This window comes from uncultured Phascolarctobacterium sp. (genome assembly GCF_934190775.1).
Lineage (GTDB): Bacteria > Bacillota > Negativicutes > Acidaminococcales > Acidaminococcaceae > Phascolarctobacterium_A.
On record NZ_CAKPTG010000005.1, the window covers coordinates 54,046 to 78,718 of the forward strand.

The following is a 24,673-nucleotide window of genomic DNA, read 5'->3' on the forward strand; positions in this document are numbered from 1 at the left end:
ATACATCAAGCGTGTGCTTAGGGATTTTTTCATAATTTAGTTGTCCTTTAGCTCAAATTTGTAGCCTACACCCCAGATAGTCGTAATATCCCATTTGGAATCAGGCGGAATGTTCAGCTTCTGTCTGATGCGCTTGATATGCGTATCAACAGTACGGGTATCACCATAATAGGAATAGCCCCAGATGGTTTCCAGCAGCTGGTTGCGGCTAAAGGCCTTGCCAGGGTTAGATGCCAGGCACCACAAAAGCTCCATTTCCTTAGTTGTAAAGGTCATTTTGTTGCCGAAGGCTGTTACCTGATATTGGTCCATATCGATAATCAGACCAGGATAAGTGATGCGCGATACCTCGCCCTTCTTCTCCTGGGTGCCTGCACGACGCAGCACAGCCTTCACGCGGGCCACAACCTCACGCGAATTAAACGGCTTGGTGATATAGTCATCAGCGCCGATTTCCAGGCCGGCGATGCGGTCATCATCATCGTCCTTAGCGGTAACCATGATAATCGGCAGGTCCGACATCTTGCGTACCTGCTTGCAAACCTCAATGCCATCGAGGACGGGCATCATAATATCCAGCAGCAAAATATCCGGCTTTTCGGACTGCACCTTCAAAATTGCGGCAGCACCATCTTCAGCTTCAATAACCTCAAAGCCTTCCTTCTCAAAATATATGCGCAAAATCTCGCGAATCTGCGCCTCATCATCAGCAATTAATATTTTCTGTTTTGCCATAATCATCACTCCTGCCTTCAAACTGACTCATGTCATTTATTTATCACAGCAAATGACAGAGTCCTACAAGATGTTACTATAATTATAGCACAAATACTTGCTTTCTTAGTATGCTTTCACAAAAGATTTACATATATATACTGTTTTTATCATCAATACAAAGCAAAATGCTTTATTTATCACAGAAAATGCTTATACCTTATGCTTGAAGCAGTATTAAACAGGCTTAAAGTCTTCCAGAAGCTTTTTGCGCTCACGCCACTCGGGCAAATAGCGTTCGACAATCGCATGGAAGCGTGGTGAATGATTAGCCTCCTGTAAATGTGCCAGCTCATGCACCACGATGTATTCCAGACACTCCTCGGGCCAGCAGGCCAGCAGCGTATTCAAATTGATACTGCCCGTGCGCACGTTGCAGGAGCCCCAGCGCGTTTTCATGCGATGCACCTTGAGACCAGTGGGCTGCACGCCCATTTTCTTCGCCCAGACTGCCATCAGCTGCGCCCCCTTGTAGAGCACTTCCTGCTTATAGAAGAATTCCACAAAAGCACACCGGGCTTCCTCGCTCAGCTCACTGCGGTAATAAAAGCAGACAGCTTCGTCCTCCACCTCATAGGTACCGTGCTTTTTGCCGCTTAGCAAAAAGCGCGCCGGCAAACGCTTGCCCCACAGCCACACATGCTGCCCGTCAAAGGGCAGCTCGCCCATGCTGTACTTCTTCTCCTGCTTTTGCTGCGCCTGCAGCACCAGCTGCAGCTTTTGGCGCAGCCACTGCTCCTTGCTCTCCAGGAATTGCTGTACCTCGCTTACGCTCATCCCTACAGGAGCAGTAAGAAAGATGCCGCCATTCTCTTTGATACGCAGCGTAATATTTTTGACCAGCTTAAACTGTAAGTTTATCGTCATACCGTGCAGCTTCAACGCTGTTTGGCGTATTATTTTGCTGCTCACAGCTTGTCTACCAGGATATTGCGTCCCAGCATGCGGTTGAACTCCCAGGCACTCTTGCCCTCATGCACATCAAACTGGTTCATTACAGCGTTGATTTCGTCAGCGTAATGTACCACAAAGGCTTCACGCGTAGCGCAGGCTACCGGCGAACCCTTTTCGTTATCGCCATGGTGCGCCAGCAGAATGTGCTGCAGCTGCTCCAGACGAGACGCAGGCAGACGCAGCTTAGCCGCTGCCTCCTGCACCATCATGCAGCTCATGGTAATGTGTCCGAGCAAACGGCCTTCACTGGTATAAGGAAAGCCTATTTCCGCAGAAATCTCACGGATTTTGCCGATATCGTGCAGCAGAGCGCCAGCAATAACAAGGTCCTTGTCTACGCCCTCAATCTGCTCCGCCATGGCCACTGCCAGGCCGGTAACATCAATAGAATGCTGCAGCAGGCCGCCCAGATAAGCATGATGCATGCGCATGCCTGCGGGATTGGTCACAAAGCGCTCATAGGTAGCACCGCTGAAGATAGTCTCCAGCAGCATACGTAATCCCGGAGTACGCACTGCCTTGATATAATTTGTCAGCTTAGTTTTATAAGCCTCTACATCAAAATCACCCTGTGGCAGCAAATTGCTGATATCGTCCTGCGGCAGCAGGTTTTCCAGACGCTGCACAATCACCTGCAGCGACATATCGTTATTAAATTTGTTGATGTCGACGTTGCCGCCCATCATAAAGGCTGTCGGTCCCTCCAGCTCACGCAGCTTGTCTACCAGCACTGCATCAAAGCAGATAAAAGCAATGCGTCCGCTGTTATCCTCCAGCATACCACGGGCAAATACACCGCCGTTAGAGGAATTACCTACCTTCTGTACTCTTACTAAAACTGCCTGGCATACCTTAGTGCCGGCCTTAAAATCCTTAATCATTTTTTCATCACCTGTTTTCTATATATGCTTCAGCAGCAGTGTTTCGCGTGCTACCTGAATTGCCACGTCCCAATGCTTTTCCGTAAAGCGCAACGATAATCTGTCAGCCAAATCGTCCAGCACTGGCAGCTCCGTCGGCTGATGGCCTGCATCGATAATGTTCAGACCGCTGAAAACAGCCTGCTGTGCCTCATGGTACTTCACATCACCCGTCACCAGCGTGTCCGCCCCCTGCGCCAACGCCAGCCCGATCAAATCGGCACCGGCACCGCCACAGACGGCAACACGCTTAACCTTGCATCCCGCATCGCCTATGGTAAGATAATCAGCCTGCAAAGCCTTTTTGACAAAGAGTGCAAAATCCTGCAGCTTAGCCGGCTTTTCCAGCTCGCCAATGCGTCCCAGTCCGCTTACTGTATCCAGTACGTCAGGCTCCAGCAAACGCAATCTTTTGGCAAGCACGCTGTTGACACCATTCGCCACGCAGTCCAGGTTCGTATGCGCGCTGTAAACAGCAACACCATTTTCTGCCAGCTGCAGCAAAAGCTTCTGCTGCCAGTCAGCGTCCGTCATATTGCCCAGCTTGTGAAAAATTGCCGGATGATGCGTAATCAGCATATCAGCCTTTTTCGTCAAGGCCTGCGTCACCGTTTCTTGTGTCATATCCAGCGCCAGAAGCAGCTTGCGCACAGGCTTATGGCGCCTGCCCAGCATCAGGCCGACGTTATCCCAGGATTCTGCCAGCTCCGGCGGCGCCATCTCCTCCAGCAGGTTGATGATATCATTTACTGTCACTACACTTGCCATTTTGCAGCACCTCCAGTTCTGCTTTCAACGCTTCGATTTCCTTATACTTTTCGCTCGCGCGTGCGCGCTCGCTGCGTCCCATGTTCTCCAGCAGCTGTCTGCAACTAGCAAGCTGGCGTGCCAGCTGTTTACCCAGCAGCGGGTGCTTCTGTGCGAGCAGCAGCGGTCCTACAACGCACTCTGCCGCACTGTAAGCAGGCGCAGAGCCGCGCTTAGCGGCGATAATCTCGTAAAAATGCGGAGCATCCTCCACCAGCTCCTCGGCAGCCAGCTGCCAGCCGTGGCTGCACAGCCACGCGCGCAGTGATGCAGCGCCTGCCATTGGCTGCAGCACCAAAAGCTCTGCGCTCTGTGCTACCTCCATATCGTCCTCCAGAATGCTGATAATGGTAGAAGCGCCCATGCCGGCAATAGCAATGCAGTCTGCTTCACCGGGGCTCAGCACCTTCAGGCCGCTGCCCTGGCGCACATCTACATGCTCATGCTGGCCAAACTGCGCCACGGTAGTGCGCGCAGCCTGGCAGGGGCCTGCGGCAATATCACCGGCAATTGCCCGGGAAATTCTTTGCTTTTCCAGCAGCCAAACCGGCAAATACGCGTGGTCTGTACCGATGTCCGCCAGCACACAGCCCTGCGGCACCAGGTTGGCAATAGTTTCTAATCGTCTGTCAATATGCATTGCGTCCCTCCTGAAACTGCTCTAAAGATATTATCCTTTTCAATCGTGACAAGTGCAGCCTGCAGCATATGTCTATGCATAATGCCAGTGCCTATAATAACACATGACGCTGCCCTGTCCGCAAATACTCTAATGTTATATTATAACACAAATCAACGAATATAGAAAACCAGTCTGCCAAATGACGCGGCCCGCTAACGCCGCAACAACCGTAACATAAACAAAAGCCCCCGCATTTCTGCAGAGGCCGTGATTGGCATTCAAAGCTCAGTTTTTCAGTTCGTTCTTTACCACAAACATTACCCATTGGGCGATATTTGTGGAATGGTCGGCAATGCGCTCCACATATTTGGCAATCATCAGATAGTCAACATATTGGGGTACATATTGCGGTTTTTGCTGCATAACAGTAGTCAGATGCTGACGCATTTCGGCAAAATAATTGTCTACCTCATCATCGGTAGCAATAACCTTATTGGCCAGCTCCAAATCATTTTCGCTGATTGCGCTGATGCTGTCGTACACCATCTGGCGCATAACCTGCAGCATAGCCATAAAGTTATCTGGCAGCGGCACAGGCTCCTTTTCAATCAGCTTCAAGGTGTATTGGCTGATGTCGCTGCAATGGTCGGCAATGCGCTCCATATCGCCCACCAGCTTCAGGCAGCTGGCAATCTCGCGCCAGTCTGTTGCTACCGGAGTTTGTGTAAGCACCAGCTCCAGGCATTGCTTTTCGATATTTACTTCACTGTTGTCAAAATTATCATCGTCGCTGATTATCTGCTGCGCTAAAGCTGCATCCTTCTGCTCCAGGTTGGCAATAACCTTGTCCAGGGTATCCTCCAGATTTACACCCATCACGCGCACACTGTTGAGCAGCTGCTTCAGCTCCTCGTTGAATTTATTACGTGTCATTTTATTATTCCTTTCTCAACAAATTTAAATGCAAGGTAAGCAGCGATACATGAGAGGCTCCCCTTTGGGGGGAGCTGGCGCCCACAGGGCGACTGAGAGGGGACTGCACTTATTAGCATTTCGACAGTATACCTTACTTTGTCCCCCAGGAGAGCCTTTCCGTGTCGCATTTACGTGCCTCTCCTTGCATCAACCGAATCTGCCGGTAATATACTCTTCTGTCTTAGGATTAGACGGATTAGCAAACAGCTGCTTCGTTTCGTTGAACTCAATCAGCTCGCCCAAAAGGAAGAAGGCTGTTTTGTCAGAAATACGTGCAGCCTGCTGCATATTATGCGTAACAATAACAATGGTGTAATCCTTTTTCAGCTCCAGAGCCAAATCCTCAATCTTCATCGTAGAAATCGGGTCCAGCGCACTGGTAGGCTCGTCCATGAGGATAACCTCCGGCTGCACGGCCAGGGTACGCGCAATACACAAGCGCTGCTGCTGGCCGCCGCTCAGGCCCAATGCACTCTTGCTCAGTCTGTCCTTCAGCTCATCCCAAATGGCAGCCTGACGCAGACTGCGCTCCACAATCTCGTCCAGCTCGCTCTTTTTCGTCACGCCATGGATACGCGGACCGTAAGCAACGTTATCATAAATGCTTTTCGGGAAGGGGTTAGGCTGTTGGAAGACCATACCTACACGGTGACGCAGGCTGATGGGGTCAATCTCCGCAAAAATATCCTTGCCATCCAGCGCAATGCTGCCTTCAATGCGCACACCCTCCTCCAGGTCGTTCATTCTGTTCAGTGTCTTTAAAAAGGTGGATTTGCCGCAGCCGGAAGGGCCGATAAGCGCGCTAATCTCCTTTTCCTTAATATCAAGATTTATTTTTTTCAACGCTTGGAATTGGCCGTAATACAAATCCAGATCCTGCACTAAAAATTTAGTTGCAGCGTTATCATTTGTCATTTTCTGCTACCTCCGGTTTTTGTGTCTAAATAAGTGCTCAGGTAACGTGCGCCCAGGCTAAAGGACAGCACCAGCAGCATTAATATTGCTGAAGAAAGGTTGGCCATCTGCGCCGCATTCGCAGCCAACGCCTCGGTACGCGATGCCCAGATGTGCAGCGCCAGCGTTTCGCCCGGACGGAAGGGGTTCAGCGGGCAGGTCGGCGACAGCAGGTTCCAGCTGTTCCAGTTTATATCCGTGCTCATGCCTGCGGTATACAGCAGCGCTGCCGCTTCACCGAAGCCACGGCCAGCAGCCAGAATCACACCCGTCATAATACGCGGCAGGCACGCCGGCAGCAGCACCTTGTAAATAGTCTGCCACAGCGTTGCGCCCATGGCCAGGCTGCCACGCTTATAGCCCTGCGGCAGTGATTTGAAGGCATCCTCCGTGACCGTCATAATCAGCGGAATGCTGAGGATAGAAACTGCCAGCGCACCGCTGAACAGGTTCCACTGCGAGCCGGTCATTACGATAAATACCAGGTAACCGAACAAACCGACAACAATCGAAGGCAGTGAGGACATCGTTTCGATACACATGCGCAGGAACTTAGTAAACTTGCCCTGCTTAGCATATTCGGCCATATAGATGCCGGCAGCGACACCCAGAGGAACGCTCACAAGCAGCGACAGGAAAACCAGATAAATAGTATTGAAGAACAAATTACCGATGCCGCTGCCCTCAAAGGATATCAGGCTCCAGCTGAAATCCTTGAAGCCGTTGATGATAACATACAGAGCAAAGGCTACGAGCAACAGGATAAAGAAGCCTGCTACGCAATAAAACACCGCTGTCATCAGCTTATCAATAAACTTTGCACGCGCTATACCGTCGTTCATGCCTGCTTCCCTCCTTTAGCAGTTAAAAAGTGGATGGCAAAGATGCAGGCAAGGGAGATGATAAACAGCAGCAACGCCATCGTCCACAAGGCAATGTTGTATTCACTGCCCTCCATTGCACCGCCCATATCTGCCGCAATCGCCGCCGTCAGATTGTTGGTCGGAGCAAGCAGCGAGCTCGGAAAGGCGCGCATCTTGCCGATAACCATCGCTACAGCCAGCGCTTCGCCGAAGGCACGCGCCAGGCCCAGGATTACTGCCGTCATCAGACCGGTGGCTGCCGCAGGCACTACCACCTTGGCAATAGTCTGCCAACGCGTTGCGCCCAAGCCATAGGAAGCAGCGCGGTAGCTTTTAGGGATGCTGCGCAGTGCATCTGCTGCCAGACTGGTGATAGTCGGGAAAATCATCACCGCCAGCACAATGCCTGCCGCCAGCACGGAAAAGCCGAAGCGCAGGTTAAAAATGTTTTTAATCAGCGGTACCAAAATTGTCAGGCCGATCCAGCCGTAAACTACGGAAGGAATGCCGACAAAAATTTCCACAGCCGGTTGGACAAAGCGCTTGCCCAGCTCCGGCGAAATCTCCGTCATAAAAATTGCGGTTGCCAGGCTGAACGGTGTAGCAATCGCCAGCGCCAACGCGCAGGTAATAACAGAACCGAAGATGAAGATGGCTGCGCCAACACTGCCGCCGCCCTCAGCACTGTCACTCGGCTCCCAATCTGCTGAAAAAAGAAACTCGCTGATGCTGTGATTATATGTAGTGAATGTGCCTAAGCCCTTGTAGCATAAAAAAGCACCAATAGCTATGGTCAAAACAATAAGCGCCAGACCGCAGCCGGTAATAATATATCGCCACAACGCATCCTGCCTATAAGCATTTGTTGTAACCTGTTGCATAAACTATTCTCCTCTGATGTAACTCGTGAATATATTTGTCTTTTTAAAGCTAAAGGCTATGCAAAGGCTCGCAGCTGATAACTTACCAGCTCCTGCCCGGCACAGCCTTGATCTTTATTCTAAAGGGGATGAGAAGAGCGGTAAGACGCATCTCTTGGCGTATGCTGTCTTCCTGCTTCTCGTTTAGATGGAAGCGTAATAATTTTAATGACTCATGTTATGACGCAGATGTGTCCTTAGCCGAAGTCCGATGTTATCTCTTTACCTGCATCTTAGCAGTAACACCATAACCCTGTTTTTCAATTTCCTTACCATAATCAGCAGAGAGGATGAAGTCCAGGAATGCTTTTACAGCGCCGGTAGCTTCGCCTTTAGTATACATGTGCTCATAACCCCATACAGGATATTTGCCGTTGTAGGTGTTGTCCAGAGTAGGCTCTACACCGTCGATTGCTACGGTTGCAACGTCTTTGTTATTTACGAGGTAGGACAGGGCAACATAACCGATAGCGCCTTTGTTATCCTTTACGCTTTGCAGCAGAGTGCCGGAGTCATCAGTCTCCAGAGATTTGTTGGTTGCTTCTTTAGCACCGCCCAGAGCGAACTCCTGGAAGAGAGCGCGGGTACCGCTGGTAGCAGGACGGGTAATCAGAACGATAGGCTCATCCGGACCGCCAACCTGTTTCCAGTTGGTTACCTTAGCGGTGAAGATGTCAGTCAGCTGAGCCTTGGTCAGGCTTTTTACTTTAGCTGCCAGGTCTTTGTTGATAACCGGAGCCATGGTAACTACGCAAACCTTGTGGTCTACAAGTCCTTTGGCAACTTCGGGTTTCAGCTTGCTTTCTGCCGGTACGTCAGAGTTACCGATGTTAACGCTGCCGTCTGCAACCTGTTTCAGACCGGTGCCGCTGCCGCCACCGTTAAGGGTGATGGAAACATCCGGGTTAATAGCTTTGAATTTGCTTGCTGCATCCTTTGCCAACGGCAGAAGTGCGGAAGAACCGCTGCCGGTTACACTGCCGGTAACCTTGCTGCCTGCTTTGTTATCAGCAGCCTTGTTATCACTGCCGCAGCCCAGAGCACCGAGTGCTACCATAGCTGCCAGACCTAAACATGCGACTTTTTTCAATTTCATAATATATTTCCTCCTTCAACCATCGTCTAAAAATTTATTTCCGATAAGGTCTGCGCCTTATCAGTAGGGTTCGTGGTTTATGATGCTAGTATAATATATCATTGTTAAGGAAGTATTATGCTGATGTTAAGAGCATGTTAAATAGCAAAAAATGCGCAGAAAAAAGCACCTGCTTATAATTTTGCTGATAAACAGGTGCCTGTACATACGATATTCTTTGTTTTTTAGGTACTACCCTTTTAGCTTACGCAGTTAGCTTGGAAGCCAGCTCGCGCACCTCTGCTTCTGTAAGCTTAGAGTGACGGACAGTGAACTCGATACTCATACCGTCAGCCAGTAAGCCTTGGGCAAGCTCTATTCTGTTTGCCTGCTCTTTTTCTTCAGCTTTTTTCGCTGCTTCTTTCGCCAATGCTTCAGCTTTTCTTGCGGCATATTCTTCAATTACGTCAGTCATTTTTTCTTCAACTGCCTTCGCTGCTGCTTCGGCCTTTCTTGCAGCATATTCCTCAATTACATCAGTCATTTTTTCTTCGCCCTCCTTGCTGTATTTCAAAAACTCCATGCGCTCGGCAAATTCATGATAATGCAGATTCTTTGGCTCTGTGCAATATAAATCCTGCATCAGTTTACCAAGCGCTGTATCATCTCGACGCTGGCTGTTGACATAGATAATGCGCGAACCATCTTCAAAGCATTTCGCATTTTCATCGATTCTGCGCCTGATATTATACAGCGGCAAATTATCGTGCAAGACATCGTTTTCTGTGATAAAAATTACGTAGGTATCCGGCAGCTCTTCATAAAGCTTACCAGGCTGTAGGAAGTGAGTATCAAGAATACTACTGTAAAATCTGGCGCGTCTTGCAGGTGCGCCCTCATCGCTTCTTTGTACCTCTACGTTAAAATAACGTCCTTGGCTATCCTGCGCTAAAATATCCAGTTGCGAAGAATGTCCGTAGATGTTTTGAATAAAGCTCTGTATTCTGACATTTCTCACCTTAATTTTATCATCTCCCAAGATAACACGCAAGAAAACCTGTGCTGCTTTTTTGTTGTCATCAAGCATAAAATTCATAAACCTGTTGTTCATCATGCAAAGGCTGCGGATGACCTGCTTGATTTCGCTATCTTGACTTCCTTCGTTTGTTTGCATTACTTCAGCTCCCTTCTGAACAAAAAACGCCTTATGTACTACTCAAATAATACATAAGGCGTTCTAAATGACGCTGCGACGACCATACTCCAGGCAGGCGTGCAAAAATCTTATGGGTTTATTTTATCTGATTTTTCAGATTTTGTCAAGAGAAAAGATTTTGTTAGTTTTTCCCTTAAAAACATGGTGATTTTAAGGGAAAAAGCAAACTTATAAGGGAAAAGCACCTGCTACCAGTTGCCTGATAAGCAGGTGCTTTGAAATTTAGGTTAGAGTGTCTTACTTGTCCTCTTCGAGGATAATTCCACCTTTTAGATTTCTCACTTCGCGAAGCATGTAAAAAATCTGGTGTCTTACTTGTCCTCTTCGAGGATAATTCGACATTCAGTTTCTCGCGGCGCTACGCTTGCGACAAACTGTGTCTCATTTACCAGTTCTGCCACGTTTGGTGAACGGTACGCCTTTAGCGCACAGCGGGCAGGTTGCCGGATCAAAGGTTTCTACGTTCAGGTGCAGCAGAGCTTCGGTGCGAACGCCAAAGTCTACCTTGCCGCCGCTGCGGTCAACCAGCAGGCCAACGCCTACGAGCTCGCCGCCATGCTCTTTAACTACTTCCATAACCTCTTTAACGCTGCCGCCGGTGGTTACGATGTCTTCAACAACCAGTACGCGGGTGCCTGCCGGGATTTGGAAGCCACGACGCAGAGTCATTTTGCCGTTTTCACGCTCGGTGAAGATAGCGCGGGTGCCCAGAGCCTTGCCAACCTCATGAGCCAGCAGAATGCCGCCGGTCATCGGGCCAACTACCAGTTCAACATTGTCGTTTTCATAACGACGTGCGATTTCCTGGCACAGGCGCTCGGTATATTTAGGATGCTGCAGTACGTTGAATTTTTCAACATACATAGGGCTGTGCAGACCGCTGGTCAGCAAAAAGTGACCATGGAGAACTGCTTCAGTTTCCTCGAGCATTTTCATAACATCTTTTTCTTCTAAAACTGCCATTTGCTTACACTCCTTTAATCTCTTCTACAATTGCCAATGCTGCTGCCTGTCTTGCTTCAGCCTTAGTAATAGGTCTGCCTACTACAATGTGGCTGCTGCCGTTTTGCAGAGCGCCTGCCGGTGTTGCTACGCGCTTCTGGTCATCCAGAGAGCTGCCCGCAGGACGTACGCCCGGGGTAACAATCAAAAACTCAGGACCGCAAGCCTCGCGGATTGCTGCAGCTTCCTTAGGAGAAGCAACAACACCGTCCATGCCTGCTTCCTTCGCCAGCTTAGCCAGGCTGATAACCTGCTCGGCAATGGTATTTTTATAATTTAAATCAGCAAACTGTTCATCATCCATGCTGGTAAGAATGGTTACAGCAATCAGCTTCGATGCCGGACGGCCAGCTGCCTCAGCAGCCTCATGCACAGCCTTCACAGCCTCTGCCATCATCTTTTTGCCACCGACAGCATGAACGTTCATCATGTCTGCACCCAAATCGCTGAGTACAGTAAGTGCATGAGCAACAGTGTTAGGAATATCCTGCAGCTTAAGGTCCAGGAAAACATGCTTGCCATGTTCCTTTAAGAAGCGGATGATTTCGCTGCCTACTGCATAATAAAGCTCCATGCCAACCTTGTAGTAGCTTACTGCGTCACCCAATTCAACAACACAAGCCTTAGCCTGTTCCAAGGTAGGAAAGTCGAGTGCGACTATTAATCTATCATCATGTTGCATGAGAAAATCTCCCTTATATCATACTTTATAGACGCTGGAGAATAATGTTATACAGCGTCGTTATTCAGCTTCGTTAAATAATGGCATGCTTTTTTTGCCTTCAGGCAATGCCAGGCCGACAATTTCGGAAATGTTCTGCGCGTTGTGTCTGTCCAGATATGCCAGCATACCATGGGCAATGGTTTCAGCGATATCAGGCTGTACAAAGTTTGCAGTGCCTACTGCTACCGCACTTGCGCCTGCCAGCATGAACTCAATTGCATCTTCAGCACACATAATGCCGCCCATGCCGATGATGGGGATATGCACAGCCTGCGCTACCTGGTAAACCAGGCGCACTGCTACCGGACGTACAGCAGGACCGCTGAGACCGCCGGTTACATTGCCGAGCACAGGACGCTGACGCTCAATATCAATCTTGGTACCGAGCAGCGTGTTAATCATGGAAATTGCATCTGCACCTGCTGCCTCTACAGCCTTGGCCATTACCACGATATCAGTTACGTTAGGAGAAAGCTTGGCGATAACCATTTTGCTGGTGTTGGCCTTAACCGCACGTACAACCTCAGCAGCTGCCTCCGGCACAGTGCCGAAAACAATGCCGCCCTCTTTGACGTTCGGACAGGAGATGTTGATTTCTACAGCATCAACACCATCTACGTCCAGCTTTTTGGCAACAGCGCCGTATTCCTCGGGAGAATGGCCGTAGATGTTGACAATAACAGGAACATTATATTTTTTCAGCTCAGGCAGAGTGTGCTCCAAGAAGTACTCGCTGCCGGGGTTTTCCAGACCGATGCAGTTCAGCATGCCGGACGGGGTTTCTACTGCACGCTGGCCCTTATTGCCTGCTGCAGGCTCTAAGGATGTACCCTTTACGGTAACAGCTCCAACCTTTTCCAGGTCGAGAAAATCGGTAAATTCCAGGCCAAAGCCAAAGGTGCCGGAGCCGGTAGTAACAGGTGTAGCCATCTTCACACCGGCAATATCAACTGCCAGGCGACCATCATACAATGCTTTTACCATTCTCCTACCTCCTCTGCCCAGAATACCGGGCCGTCCTTGCAGACCTTAATGCGTTTACCGATGCCTTCGCAGGCACAGGACAGGCACGCACCCAGACCGCAGGCCATGTATTTTTCCAGAGATACCTGACATTTTACGCCAGCCTCTAAGCAGGCATTAGCAACTGCGCGCATCATCGGTACAGGACCGCAAACGTATACGCAGTCATAGCCGCCCTCTTTCAACAGCTGCGGCAGCAGGGCCATTACGGTGCCCTTGGTGCCGACACTGCCATCATCGGTGGTCAGGTAAATATTTTTGCTGAGGCTTTCATAAAGCTTGGTCCAGAACAATTCCTCGGCACTGCGGCCGCCCATCAGGATATCGGTATTGCCTTCACCGAAGCCCTCTGCCAAAAACAGCAGCGGTGCCAGGCCCAGACCGCCGCCGACCAGCAGCGGTTTCTTGGCGCTCATATCAAAGCCGTGTCCCAGCGGGCCGACGATGCTCAGCTCGTCGCCGCTGCAAACGTCAGCCAGAATATGAGTGGCTTCACCGATGATGCGATAGATCATGGTGATAGTGCCCTCAGCCTTGTTAACTCCTGCTACGCCGAAGGGACGGCGCAGCAGCGGAGCAGTATTCTTGCACACCTTCACGTTGACGAACTGTCCGGGGACAGCCTCGGCAGCGATTTCCGGTGCATAAACATTTATTAATTTTGTCGTACTATTTAAAACTCGTTGACCAATTACCTTGGCACTCGCAATAGTTTTAGACATAATCAATCCTCCCAGGTCAGGTCCTGCAGAGCGGTAACGCGTACAACGCTGCGACGACGCATTGCGCTCATAACGTTCAGCAGCTCGCGTGCAGTATCCATAGAGGTCAGACAGGCAATTGCATGCTCTACGGTAGAACGGCGGATCTTGAAGCCGTCACGTTCAGCGTCACGGCCATGGTTGGTGGTGTTGATAACCATACCGATGCGGCCGCTCTTGATATCATCAATAAGGTTCGGATGACCTTCGCTTACTTTGGTAGCAACCTCAACAGTTACACCGTATTGCTGCAGATATTCTGCAGTACCGTCGGTTGCGATAACGGTGTAGCCCAGCTCTTCAAAGCCGCGGGCAATAGCAACTGCCTCAGGCTTATCCATATCAGCAACGGTAATCAGGATTGCACCCTCGTGAGGTACATTGATACCGGAAGCGATGCAGGCCTTATACAGCGCACGGCTGTACTGGTAGTCACAGGCCATAACCTCACCGGTGGATTTCATTTCAGGTCCAAGGGTGATATCAACATTGCTCATCTTGTTGAAGCTGAATACAGGAGCTTTAACAGCATAGTAGTCCGGGAAGAAGCGCAGACCTGCTTGCAGTCCCTGCTCTTTGAGGCTCATGCCCATTGCGCATCTGGTAGCAACGTCTACCATGGAGATGCCGGTAATCTTGCTCAGGAACGGTACAGTTCTGGAGGAACGCGGGTTAACCTCGATTACATATACATGCTCGTCACGAACGATGTACTGAATGTTGATCATGCCCTTAACTTCCAGGCCCAGAGCCATCTTGTTGGTGTATTCGATAATGGTACGGATAACACTTTCGCTCAGGCTACGCGGCGGATATACGGCAATGGAGTCACCGCTATGTACGCCTGCACGTTCAACGTGTTCCATAATGCCGGGGATTAATACTTCCTTGCCGTCGCAGATAGCGTCAACCTCTACCTCAGTACCCTGCAGGTAATGGTCAACCAGTACCGGATGCTCGTGAGAAGCCTTAACAGCATAGGTCATGTAATTGCGCAGCTCGTCATCGTTATAAACGATTTCCATAGCACGGCCGCCCAGTACGTAGGAAGGACGAACCATGGTCGGGTAGCCAACCTTGTGGGCAGCAACCAGCGCACCCTCGGTATCGAATACGGTGTGGCCTTGCGGACGCGGGATATCGCAGCTTGTCAGCAGCTCGTCAAAGCGTTCACGGTCCTCAGCGCGGTCGATGCTGTCAACGGAGGAGCCCAGAATCTTCACGCCTGCGCGGGAGAGCGGGCCTGCCAGGTTGATAGCGGTCTGACCACCGAATTGAACGATTACGCCTTCCGGTTTTTCTTTGTCGATAACGTTGAGTACATCCTCAACAGTCAGCGGCTCGAAGTACAGTTTATCGGAAATATCGAAGTCTGTGGAAACGGTTTCCGGGTTGTTGTTGATGATAATGGTTTCATAGCCCATTTCCTTCAACGCCCATACGCAGTGTACGGAGCAGTAGTCGAATTCTACGCCCTGACCGATACGGATAGGACCGGAGCCGAGTACAACTACTCTCTTTCTGTCGCTTACTTCAACCTCATCCTCGGTTTCGTAGCAGGAATAGTAGTACGGAGTTGCAGCTTCAAATTCCGCAGCGCAGGTATCAACCATTTTGTAGGTCGGCAGAATGCCGTTAGCCTTACGCATATCGCGGATTTCGAACTCAGTCTTGCCTACGCGTTTACCGATAACAGCATCGGCAAAGCCCATTCTCTTAGCCTTACGCAGCAGGCTCGGAGTCAGCTCGTGAGTTTCCAGAGCTTTTTCCATTTTAATGATGTTTTGGATTTTGGAGAGGAACCACAGGTCAATCTTGGTGATGTCGTGAATCTCTTCCAGAGTAATGCCGCGGCGGATAGCCTCAGCAACAACGAAGCAGCGCTCGTCGTCAATGCGTTTGATGCGGTCATGAATTTCTTCATCGCTCAAAGCCTTCAGCTCAGGCATTTCCAGATGGTTGAGGCCGATTTCCAGGCAACGAACCGCTTTCAGCATGGAAGCTTCAAAGCTGCGCTCAATTGCCATAACCTCACCGGTAGCCTTCATCTGAGTTCCCAGGGTGCGGTCAGCGGTTACGAATTTATCGAACGGCCAACGCGGGAATTTCAGTACGATATAGTCAATGGTAGGCTCGAAGCAAGCCTTAGTCTTTTTGGTAACAGCGTTTTCGATTTCGTCCAGGTTGTAGCCAACAGCAATTTTGCTGGTAACCTTAGCAATCGGATAACCGGTAGCTTTGGAAGCCAGTGCGGAAGAACGGCTTACACGCGGGTTAACTTCGATTACATAGTAGTTTTCGGAGTACGGGTCGAGAGCCAGCTGTACGTTACAGCCGCCAACTACGCCCAGCTCACGCACGATATCGATAGAAGCCTGACGCAGCAGCTGTACTTCTTTATCGCTCAGAGTCTGTGCCGGAGCCACAACGATGGAGTCGCCGGTGTGTACGCCAACAGGATCCAGGTTTTCCATAGAGCAGACGGTGATGCAGTTATCAGCAGCGTCGCGGATTACTTCGTATTCGATTTCCTTCCAGCCGGCGATGCTGCGTTCAATCAGGCATTGGCCGATGGGGCTGTAGCCCAGGCCCTTTTGCACGATATCAATCAGCTCTTCCTCGTTTTCAGCAATGCCGCCGCCGGTACCGCCGAGGGTATAAGCAGGACGGACAATCAGCGGATAGCCGATTTCCTTGCCGAAGTCGCAAGCAGCCTCAATGGTTTCTACAATGGTGCTTTCAGGAATCGGCTGATGGATTTTCTCCATAGTTTCCTTGAACATTTCGCGGTCTTCGCCACGTTTGATTGCGCTGATCTGAGTGCCCAGCAGACGAACATTGTACTTGTCCAAAATGCCTTGCTCTTCCAGCTTCATAGCCATGTTCAGACCAACCTGACCACCAAGAGTTGCCAGCAGGGAATCAGGACGCTCGCGTTTAATAATTTTTTCAATGAATTCAACGCTGATAGGTTCAACATATACACGGTCAGCCACATGCACATCAGTCATAATGGTTGCAGGGTTACTGTTAATCAGTACAACCTCCAGGCCTTCCTCCTTCAGAGCACGGCAGGCCTGGGTGCCTGCGTAGTCAAACTCTGCTGCCTGACCGATAATAATAGGGCCGGAGCCGATAACGAGAACCTTTTTAATATCTTTAAGTTTCGGCATAATTAACGACCCTCCATCATATCAACAAAATGTTTAAACAAATAATCATGATCACCAGGGCCGGGGCAGGCTTCCGGATGATATTGAACGGTAAAGGTAGGATGCTTGGTGTATTCCAAGCCTTCGATAGTACCGTCGTTCATGGAAATATGGCTGATGTTGATGCCCTTGCCTTCCAGAGATTTTTCATCTACAGCATAGCCGTGATTTTGGGCGCTGATGTAGATACGGCCGGTTGCCAGGTATTTTACTGGTTGGTTGATACCGCGATGGCCGAATTTCATTTTATAGGTATCAGCGCCGTTAGCCAAAGCCATGAGCTGATGACCGAGGCAGATACCGAAAATCGGTTTCTTGCCGATTAATTTCTTAATGTTTTCAATAACCTCAGGCAAATCCTTCGGGTCGCCAGGGCCATTGGACAGGAAGATGCCGTCCGGATCGCATGCCAGTACCTCTTCTGCGGTAGCGGAAGCAGGGAACACTGTCAAGCGGCAGCCAAAGGCTTCAATGGATTTCAGGATATTGCGTTTAATACCGAAGTCCATAACAGCTACATGCAGCTTGCCCTCACCCATGGTGTAAACCTCGGGAGTGGTAACCTGCTCAACCTGGTTGCATACTGCCGGTAAAGCCAGCAGCTTCTGTACTTCATCATCAGGCATTTCTGCCGGAACGATTACGCCCTGCAGTACGCCGTGATTACGGATTTTACGGGTGATAGCACGTGTATCTACACCTGCTAAGGTCGGGATATCCTGTTCAATCAGGAAGTCCTCCAGGCTCTGTTCATTGCGCCAGTTGCTGGGGCAATCGCACAGCTCGCCGATAACGAAGCCCTGGAAGAAGCATTGCTTACCTTGGTTAAACAGCGGGTTGCAGCCATAGTTGCCTACCAGAGGATAGGTCATTACAACAATCTGACCGCAGAAGGACGGGTCGGTCAAGGTCTCCTGGTAACCGCTCATGCCGGTGGTGAATACAACCTCACCTACAGCATTGCGCTTGCCACCATACAGAGTACCTTCAAAAACGCTGCCGTCTTTTAAAACTAATTTTCCTTTTCTTACTTTTTCGTGCATACTACACCATTCCTCATTACAAAATTACCGTGCAGCATAGTGGCAACAGCCTTGCCGGTGCAAGCCTTGCCTTCGTACGGGGTGAATTTGCCGCGGGTATAGAATTTGGAGCTGTCAACAGTCCATTTTTTATTTAAGTCCATAATAGTGATATCAGCAACACTGCCTTCTTTCAGAGTACCGCCGGCCAGCTTGAACAGCTTAGCAGGCTCGCAGCTCATTTTGCTGATAATAGTATTCAAATCAAATACATGGGTGTGATATAAGTCAGTCAGCATTACTGCCAGAGATGTTTCCAGACCGCAGAAGCCGTTCGGAGCATAACGGAATTCAACATCCTTTTCTTCCGGTGCGTGCGGGGAGTGGTCGGTAACGATTGCGTCAACAGTGCCGTCTAAAACAGCCTCACGCATAGCCTGTACGTGGTCTGCACTGCGCAGCGGCGGGTTAACGCGGGTTGCGGAATTATAATCTGCGCAAGCCTCATCAGTCAGAGTCAGATGATGTACGGTTACTTCACTGGTAACATTTACGCCGCGTTTTTTAGCCTGGCGGATGATATCGATAGCACCCTTGGAGGCAACGTGGCAGATGTGTACATGTGCGCCGGTGTATTCAGCGATGATGCAGTCACGTGCAACAGCGATATCCTCGCTGATTGCCGGTACGCCCGGTACGCCGATACGTGCGGAAACAACGCCTTCATGCATGTAGCCTTCGGAATCCAGTTCAGGATCAATTGCATGGCACAGCAAAGGTTTGTCAAAAGCGGTTACATATTTGGCAGCCAGCACCATCAGGCGGGAGCTCTTTACATAGTGGCCGTCATCAGAGAAGCCCATAGCACCTTTTTCTGCCATGTCGCCCATTTCTGCCAGCTCTTCGCCCTTTTCGCCCTTGCTGATTGCGCCGATAACCTCAACGTTAGCGTAGCTTTCCTCGCGAGCGCGTTCTTTGATACCGCTTACTACGATGGAGGTATCGATAACAGGCTTGGTATTAGGCATGCAGGCAACGGTGGTTACACCGCCGGCAGCAGCAGCCTTGGTACCGCTGATAATATCTTCCTTAGCTTCCAGGCCGGGCTCACGCATATGAGTGTGTACGTCAATCAGACCGGGAGTTACTACGAGGCCGGTTGCATCAAAAACCTCGTCAGCTGCTTCGGCAATATCCTTGCCCAAAGCTTTAATTTTGCCATCCTCAACGAGGATATCCATTACAGCATCTAATTTTTGGCTGGGGTCTACTACCCTGCCGTTTTTAATCAACGTTTTCAATGTGTTTACCTCCTGTCAAAGTCAAGAATAAGAGTGCCATACGTACAGCTACGCCGTTTTGTACCTCAGTACGGATTGCGGCGTTATCGCAGTAACCAACCTCCCAGGAGATTTCCAGGCCACGGTTCATCGGGCCGGGATGCAGCACGGTTACGTCAGGCTTAGCCAGCTTCAGGCGGTTTTCGTTAATACCGAAGATACGTGCATATTCACGCGGAGACGGGAACAGGCCCTTTTGCTGACGTTCCAGCTGAATACGCAGGATATCGATTACGTCAGCACCTTCGATTGCTTCTTCAACGCGTTTGTGTACAGTAACGCCCAGAGAAGCGATGTCGTGCGGCAGCAGAGTCATAGGACCTGCAACGTGTACCTCAGCGCCCATTTTGGTCCAGGCAGCAATATTGGTGCGGGCAACACGGCTGTAGAGAATATCGCCGATAATTGCCATTTTCAAGCCCTTCAGGTTTTTACCCTGCTCACGGATAGTAAACATATCCAGGAAGCCTTGAGAAGGATGTGCGTGTGCGCCATCGCCGGCGTTGATGATTACAGGGTCTGCAACCTTAGCAGCATAAGCTGCAGCTCCTTCAATGGGGTGACGCATAACAATCGCATCGCAAGCCATGGATTGTACAGTCAGGATGGTGTCGCGCAGGCATTCACCTTTGACAACACTGGAGGAGGATGTAGTGATGTTTACTACATCGGCTCCCAGATATTTGCCTGCCAGCTCGAAGGATGTACGGGTACGTGTACTGGGCTCATAGAACAGATTGATGATAGATTTACCGCGCAGTGAGGGCACCTTTTTGATATCCCTCTTCATAATCTTCTTCATTTCCTCAGCTGTTTTCAAAACCAGCTCGATTTCCTCAACGCTGAGGCTTTCCAGATCCAGTATATCTCTGCCACCCAGAGATACATTTGATTTAGCCATTAGCTTTACCTCCTGTTTTTTATAATAAAATTGCATAATAAAAGGCCTTCTCGTCCCATGATGGTGCAAAAAGGCCTTAGGTTTCATAATAACTTATACCTTGCAGTCTCACAGGACCAATTTAAAGGTGCAAATTGATTGTATATATTTTACACCTTAATGAAGAATACGTCAAATATTTCGAGGTAAAATCTTGGCAGGAATTTTTCAAGTATAGTATAATAAAGAAGATTAAAAAATTGCGAGGTAATTATGCGAAACACTATTATAGATAATCTGCGTGGCATCTGCATGCTTGGCGTCATCGGTATTCATATCGGCAGCCTGGCACTGGCCCCCAATAACTTTACTCTTTACTTATTACTGGAGATTTTAAGCCGTTACAGCGTCCCCTCCTTTTTCTTTATCTCCGGCTACGGCCTGGCCTGTACAGATAAAGGTCTTTTAAGCGGCAGCCAACTGAACTATATCGACTTTATGAAGAAGCGTCTGCGGGGAGCAGGCCTGCCCTACCTCAGCTGGTCGCTTTTTTACATGCTTTACTTCTGGCTGATTCTGCCACCGGGCTTCGTCAGCTGGAATCCGCTGCATGTGGCCTTCGTTCTATTCTTCGGCCTAGGCTGCTACCATTTGTATTTTATGGTCATCCTGCTGTGGTTTTATGCAAGCTATCCGCTTTGGCGCCGGCTTCTGCGTATAATTATACACCAAAGCATACCGTTTATGCTAGTGCTTTTATTCATTTTCCAGCTGGCGTTTAACTGGTGGACAACGCATCCCGGCTTGAATACAGCGGCTTGGAGCGTTATAGCTAAAAATTTCTTTGATTATCGCCTCAACTATCTCCCCTTGCATTATTTGCTTATTTTTATGAGCGGTGGCCTGGCAGCCTGCTACTGGCAAAAATTCATCGCCCTCCTGCGCAGATACAGCGCCATGGTATGCATGATTTTTGCTGCAAGCGTGGCCTGGGACGTGCAAAGCTGTTACGAGGCAGTTACGGTCAAAGGCTACACGCTGATTGATCTGGCCAATACCTATCACCAGCTCAGCCCGCAGGGACTCTGCTACACCGTAGGCTCGCTGCTCTTCTTCTGCCTGGCACTGGATTGGCTGGAGCGCAAGGCGCAGTCAAGGGCACAAACAGAGGCTCCCAATGCACTGCAATCTATCCCTCAAGCAGCATCGCATACAGAGACTCCCCTTGTCGTCGCAAGCGACATTAGCACGACCAACAGCTTGTCGCCGCGCAAGCTCACGACAAGCTGGGTCTTAGCGTCGGGGAGCTGTCACCGCAAGGTGACTGAGAGGGGTTCCCTCGCTAGCCTTCTCTACAAGGCCATCAGCATTCTCTCCGCCTACTCCATGCTCATCTACTTTGTGCATCCGTTGCTTTTGGACTGGCTCAGCAGCGCCTACAACCATTTCGGCATCATCATGACCGTTAAGAAGGTAGCACTTTCCTACGTGCTGCTGGTGCTCGGCTCACTGGCTCTCAGCATTCTGCTGACGAAAGCATTTGAAAAATGCAGTACCTTAAAGCTGCTGTTTACCGGCAAGCGCTGAATTCAATACAAAGCAAAAAGACGTTGCGTGCTTTTCAGCACACAACGTCTAATTTTTTTCTTTTAAAAATTACAGCTGAGCCTTCATTAATTTCTTATATACCTCAACGCCCGGCTGGTCAAATGCATCCACATCCGCCAGCTCGCCCTCGTAGGCAATCGTCAGCATCAAAAAGTACATCAGCTGACCAAGATAATATTCATTAAGCTTCGGCAGCGTAAAGCGCGCATTATAACGGTTATCACCCGTCAGCGCCGCTTCATTGGCATTCAGCGCCGCCTTGAGCGCCTTCGCCATATCCAGGCCCTCGTATTTATCGAAGAACGGTACATCCGCAAAGGGATTGTGCAAAACTGCCTCAACCTCAGGATTAGCAACCTCCAGGAACTGCACCACCTTATTCAGACGACCGTCCTGATGCTGCTGCGTCTGCGCATGCATGTCCGTCGTGCCGACCGCAACAATCGGCGTTCTACCGTAGTAAACTATCTCACCCTCACGGTTGCGGCGCTTGCCCAACGATTCCGCCAACAGCTGCACGTACCATTCGCTCAACGATTTCAGGCGCATGCTGTACGGCATGAACACCTCAATATCGCGTCCACGCTCATAGGCCATGAATTTCAGTAAAGCATTGAGCAGTGCCGGGTTCTCCGCAGGCTCCGCCTGTTGGCAATAGATATCCATATCACGCGCACCGCGCAAAAACTCCTCGATATCACCGCCAAGAGCGGCCATCGTCACGAGTCCCGGGTCAGTCATAATGCAGAAGCGTCCGCCGATGCCCTCCTTGATATCAAAGCGCTCCCAGCCAAATTTCTCCGCCAGCTGCAGCAGCGGCGCAGTTTCCACCGGAGCCTTTAAATCGGTAACTACCGTGCAGTCAAGGTCGATATCAGCATTTTGAGACAAATTAGCATAAAAATACGTAAAGGCCGAAATAGTTTCCAACGTCGTGCCGGATTTAGAAATCGGCACCAGCATAATCTTCAGCTTTTTGCCTTCCTGCGCACTTACTCCAGCCATACGGCGCATCTTGAACAGCAGCGAATTACAGTCCACCGGGTCAAGATTGTTGCCGGAAAAATAAATGCAGGGCTGGCCTTGGCGCAGTGTCGCACTGGTGTTCCAATGATAACCGCCAAAGGCATCAAACAAAACCTTATTGCCCAGGTAGGAGCCACCAACACCCAAAAAGATCACAACATCCTTGCTGCGCAAATGCTTGCTGTAGCGCATCAGCTTAATAATCGACTGCTCTGTATTGGGGTTGCCGTCAGCAATATATGGCATCCGCGGAAAGTAAACATGCTCCGGCGTGCCATCCTTAGATAAATGATTCTTGGAAAAACCGGTACTTCGCAGCTCGCACACAGCCTTTTCGGCTGCGGCTCCCTGCTGCTGCAGTGCCTGCTCCACTTCCTGCGCTTGCAGTCTGCCCGCTCCAACCATATTGTTGAAGTCAAAAACAATACCGCTGGGCATAACAATTTTATATTCCAAAATATACACTCCCAAATATTAGTTGCACCTATAATATGCTATTGTACATATGTTATTATAGCATATTCATATAGTAAATTCCATAGACTATAAGAGCAAGTAATATTTCATCGCAAACAATACTGAAGCTTTATTTTACCTCTACCAGCTCAATATGGAAGTTCAATTCCTTACCAGCCATTTCATGGTTAGCATCAAAGGTGATGTTGTTATCATCCTTTTCAGTTACCAGTACAGGTACCGGCTGACCAAATTGGTTCTGCAGATAAACTCTCTGGCCGACGGTCAGGTTTTCGGAACCCGGCAGCTGGGCAATCGGCATGGTGAAGATAGCCTTCGGGTCAGCCTCGCCATATGCTTCTGCCGGCAGCAGATGGATATCAACCTCAGCACCAACCTCCAGGTCAGCAACAGCTGCGTCAAAGCCTTTGATCATCTGGCCTGCGCCGCAAACAAATTCCAGCGGCTCGCCACGGTCATAGGAAGAGTCAAATTGCTTGCCATCATTAAAGGTACCTTTATAGTGTACGCGACAGGTTTTTCCTACATTACGTCCGGTTAATTCATTGCTCATTATTAATTCACCTCATAAAAATATTTGATATATAGCTGGCATAAGCGTATATCAGTCACAATTATCTATATTATACTATATATTGCTCCTTATTTCACCTCAAAAAAAACGGCAGCCGGTTAAATTCCGACTGCCATCATATTTCAGACTAAGCGCAGCAGCGCTTTTATTCACCTTCCTGCAGAAAGATACTGCCTCATCAGGCCCTTAAAGCCCTGCTTTTTGAAGTCCTTCAACGGTAAAAACTCAATTTCAACACTGTGATTAGCGTATTCAGACCTCATTTCATTGAACTCCTCCACCGTCATATCTGTTTCCTGCGAAGCATCTGCCTCGCTTCTGCAGGTCATGTTGCGGTAAACGCCAAGGCCGTCATCCTTCGGCCAGGTAAAATAAAGCTCATAGCATCCGAGGTTGCCGTCAGGCTGCAAATACTCCACAGCAAGCACCTGATGCGAAATGCCGGTGCCGCCTCGTGTCACCAGGTTGTCATTCGCCATAAGCTGCAGGCTGCTGCGGCTCCAGCCCTCCGCAACGTATTTCACTCTGCCGTCCGCAAAGGTGTAAATCGCATAAATCTCCTTACCGTAATGCCCCACGCCGCGTTTTTGGCTAATCCAACCGATAAGCAGCTCCGGAACACCGTCGCTGCTGATATCCTGCAGCGTGTAGCCAAGCTGCTGCAGGGCTGCCTCCCGGCTGGCGAAATCCCGCACCTCATAGATGCCGGTTGTACCCTGCTCAGGCAGGTTATCACTATTACCATTGGCGATAAATTCATAAACGCTGTCTACAACCTTTGCATATTCCTGCTCATAGGCCGGCGCTGCTTTGGCAGCAGCCTCCGCCTTAGGCAAATCCATCTGCGGCAATACGGCATTTTTTTCTGTGCCGTAACCGGCAAATGCCGCCAGAAGCATTGCCAGGCACATGCTCTTAAACAGCTTCCGCTTCATTACGCCACC

The 24,673-nt window shown here is 49.8% G+C and carries 22 protein-coding genes and 1 pseudogene; 1 reads left to right on the forward strand and 22 read right to left on the reverse strand.

What is annotated here, in order from left to right:
• Positions 1-36: 36 nt before the first annotated feature.
• From Q0G26_RS04035 to Q0G26_RS04125, 19 genes are all read right to left on the reverse strand, one after another.
• On the reverse strand, positions 37-741 hold the full coding sequence (locus tag Q0G26_RS04035; protein ID WP_366517731.1) for a response regulator transcription factor: 705 nt from the start codon (positions 739-741) through the stop codon (positions 37-39).
• Between the two features lie 210 nt (positions 742-951).
• Entirely contained in the window at positions 952-1,641 is a 690-nt protein-coding gene (locus tag Q0G26_RS04040) for a SprT family zinc-dependent metalloprotease (RefSeq protein ID WP_293828830.1), read from the reverse strand.
• 41 nt (positions 1,642-1,682) lie between these two features.
• Positions 1,683-2,609, reverse strand: coding sequence for an HD domain-containing protein (locus Q0G26_RS04045; protein WP_293828832.1), 927 nt, complete (start codon positions 2,607-2,609; stop codon positions 1,683-1,685).
• Positions 2,610-2,627: 18 nt separating this feature from the next.
• Positions 2,628-3,416, reverse strand: a complete 789-nt coding sequence (locus Q0G26_RS04050; RefSeq protein ID WP_293828834.1) for a Nif3-like dinuclear metal center hexameric protein — start codon at positions 3,414-3,416, stop codon at positions 2,628-2,630.
• Positions 3,391-4,095: a class I SAM-dependent methyltransferase gene (locus tag Q0G26_RS04055; protein ID WP_293828836.1), complete on the reverse strand. Its 705-nt coding sequence runs from the start codon at positions 4,093-4,095 to the stop codon at positions 3,391-3,393. Before Q0G26_RS04055 ends, Q0G26_RS04050 begins: the two co-directional genes overlap by 26 nt.
• A 267-nt stretch (positions 4,096-4,362) precedes the next feature.
• Positions 4,363-5,010 (reverse strand): phosphate signaling complex protein PhoU, encoded by a 648-nt coding sequence (gene phoU, locus Q0G26_RS04060; RefSeq protein ID WP_293828839.1) that lies wholly within the window; start codon positions 5,008-5,010, stop codon positions 4,363-4,365.
• Between the two features lie 189 nt (positions 5,011-5,199).
• Positions 5,200-5,967: a phosphate ABC transporter ATP-binding protein PstB gene (gene pstB / locus Q0G26_RS04065; protein WP_293828841.1), complete on the reverse strand. Its 768-nt coding sequence runs from the start codon at positions 5,965-5,967 to the stop codon at positions 5,200-5,202.
• Entirely contained in the window at positions 5,964-6,848 is an 885-nt protein-coding gene (gene pstA / locus Q0G26_RS04070) for a phosphate ABC transporter permease PstA (protein WP_293828844.1), read from the reverse strand. The genes pstB and pstA overlap by 4 nt, the downstream gene beginning before the upstream one ends.
• Positions 6,845-7,750 (reverse strand): phosphate ABC transporter permease subunit PstC, encoded by a 906-nt coding sequence (gene pstC / locus Q0G26_RS04075; protein WP_293828846.1) that lies wholly within the window; start codon positions 7,748-7,750, stop codon positions 6,845-6,847. The genes pstA and pstC overlap by 4 nt, the downstream gene beginning before the upstream one ends.
• Positions 7,751-8,003: 253 nt before the next feature.
• Positions 8,004-8,885: a phosphate ABC transporter substrate-binding protein gene (locus Q0G26_RS04080; RefSeq protein ID WP_293691150.1), complete on the reverse strand. Its 882-nt coding sequence runs from the start codon at positions 8,883-8,885 to the stop codon at positions 8,004-8,006.
• Positions 8,886-9,129: 244 nt separating this feature from the next.
• The gene (locus Q0G26_RS04085; RefSeq protein ID WP_293828848.1) at positions 9,130-10,038 is read right to left on the reverse strand and encodes an Rpn family recombination-promoting nuclease/putative transposase; all 909 of its coding nucleotides are present in this window, start codon (positions 10,036-10,038) and stop codon (positions 9,130-9,132) included.
• A gap of 423 nt (positions 10,039-10,461) precedes the next feature.
• Entirely contained in the window at positions 10,462-11,043 is a 582-nt protein-coding gene (gene pyrE, locus Q0G26_RS04090; RefSeq protein WP_210684238.1) for an orotate phosphoribosyltransferase, read from the reverse strand.
• Between the two features lie 4 nt (positions 11,044-11,047).
• The gene (gene pyrF / locus Q0G26_RS04095; RefSeq protein ID WP_293828852.1) at positions 11,048-11,764 is read right to left on the reverse strand and encodes an orotidine-5'-phosphate decarboxylase; all 717 of its coding nucleotides are present in this window, start codon (positions 11,762-11,764) and stop codon (positions 11,048-11,050) included.
• A 60-nt stretch (positions 11,765-11,824) separates the two neighbouring features.
• A complete protein-coding gene (locus Q0G26_RS04100) occupies positions 11,825-12,790 on the reverse strand; it encodes a dihydroorotate dehydrogenase (protein WP_293828854.1) in 966 nt (321 codons plus the stop codon).
• Positions 12,784-13,551 (reverse strand): dihydroorotate dehydrogenase electron transfer subunit, encoded by a 768-nt coding sequence (locus Q0G26_RS04105; RefSeq protein WP_210684235.1) that lies wholly within the window; start codon positions 13,549-13,551, stop codon positions 12,784-12,786. Before Q0G26_RS04105 ends, Q0G26_RS04100 begins: the two co-directional genes overlap by 7 nt.
• Positions 13,552-13,553: 2 nt before the next feature.
• Entirely contained in the window at positions 13,554-16,763 is a 3,210-nt protein-coding gene (gene carB / locus Q0G26_RS04110; protein WP_293828856.1) for a carbamoyl-phosphate synthase large subunit, read from the reverse strand.
• 2 nt (positions 16,764-16,765) lie between these two features.
• Positions 16,766-17,845, reverse strand: coding sequence for a carbamoyl phosphate synthase small subunit (locus Q0G26_RS04115; RefSeq protein WP_293828858.1), 1,080 nt, complete (start codon positions 17,843-17,845; stop codon positions 16,766-16,768).
• Positions 17,830-19,125 carry a dihydroorotase gene (locus tag Q0G26_RS04120; protein WP_210684232.1) on the reverse strand — a complete coding sequence of 432 codons (1,296 nt, stop codon included), beginning with the start codon at positions 19,123-19,125 and terminating at the stop codon, positions 17,830-17,832. The genes Q0G26_RS04115 and Q0G26_RS04120 overlap by 16 nt, the downstream gene beginning before the upstream one ends.
• Entirely contained in the window at positions 19,109-20,065 is a 957-nt protein-coding gene (locus tag Q0G26_RS04125; RefSeq protein ID WP_040564652.1) for an aspartate carbamoyltransferase catalytic subunit, read from the reverse strand. The genes Q0G26_RS04120 and Q0G26_RS04125 overlap by 17 nt, the downstream gene beginning before the upstream one ends.
• A 252-nt stretch (positions 20,066-20,317) precedes the next feature.
• On the opposite strand from Q0G26_RS04125, the gene Q0G26_RS04130 reads away from it, so the two are divergent.
• A complete protein-coding gene (locus tag Q0G26_RS04130) occupies positions 20,318-21,631 on the forward strand; it encodes an acyltransferase (protein ID WP_293828859.1) in 1,314 nt (437 codons plus the stop codon).
• Positions 21,632-21,700: 69 nt separating this feature from the next.
• On the opposite strand, the gene Q0G26_RS04135 is transcribed toward Q0G26_RS04130, so the two are convergent.
• The 3 genes and pseudogenes from Q0G26_RS04135 to Q0G26_RS04145 all read right to left on the reverse strand — a co-directional run bounded on the left by Q0G26_RS04135 (position 21,701) and on the right by Q0G26_RS04145 (position 24,664).
• Positions 21,701-23,143 carry a glucose-6-phosphate isomerase gene (locus Q0G26_RS04135; RefSeq protein ID WP_293828935.1) on the reverse strand — a complete coding sequence of 481 codons (1,443 nt, stop codon included), beginning with the start codon at positions 23,141-23,143 and terminating at the stop codon, positions 21,701-21,703.
• Between the two features lie 121 nt (positions 23,144-23,264).
• Positions 23,265-23,696 (reverse strand): annotated as a pseudogene (locus tag Q0G26_RS04140) (peptidylprolyl isomerase); the annotation flags it as partial.
• A gap of 182 nt (positions 23,697-23,878) precedes the next feature.
• Positions 23,879-24,664 (reverse strand): hypothetical protein, encoded by a 786-nt coding sequence (locus Q0G26_RS04145; RefSeq protein WP_293828865.1) that lies wholly within the window; start codon positions 24,662-24,664, stop codon positions 23,879-23,881.
• Between the last annotated feature and the right edge of the window lie 9 nt (positions 24,665-24,673).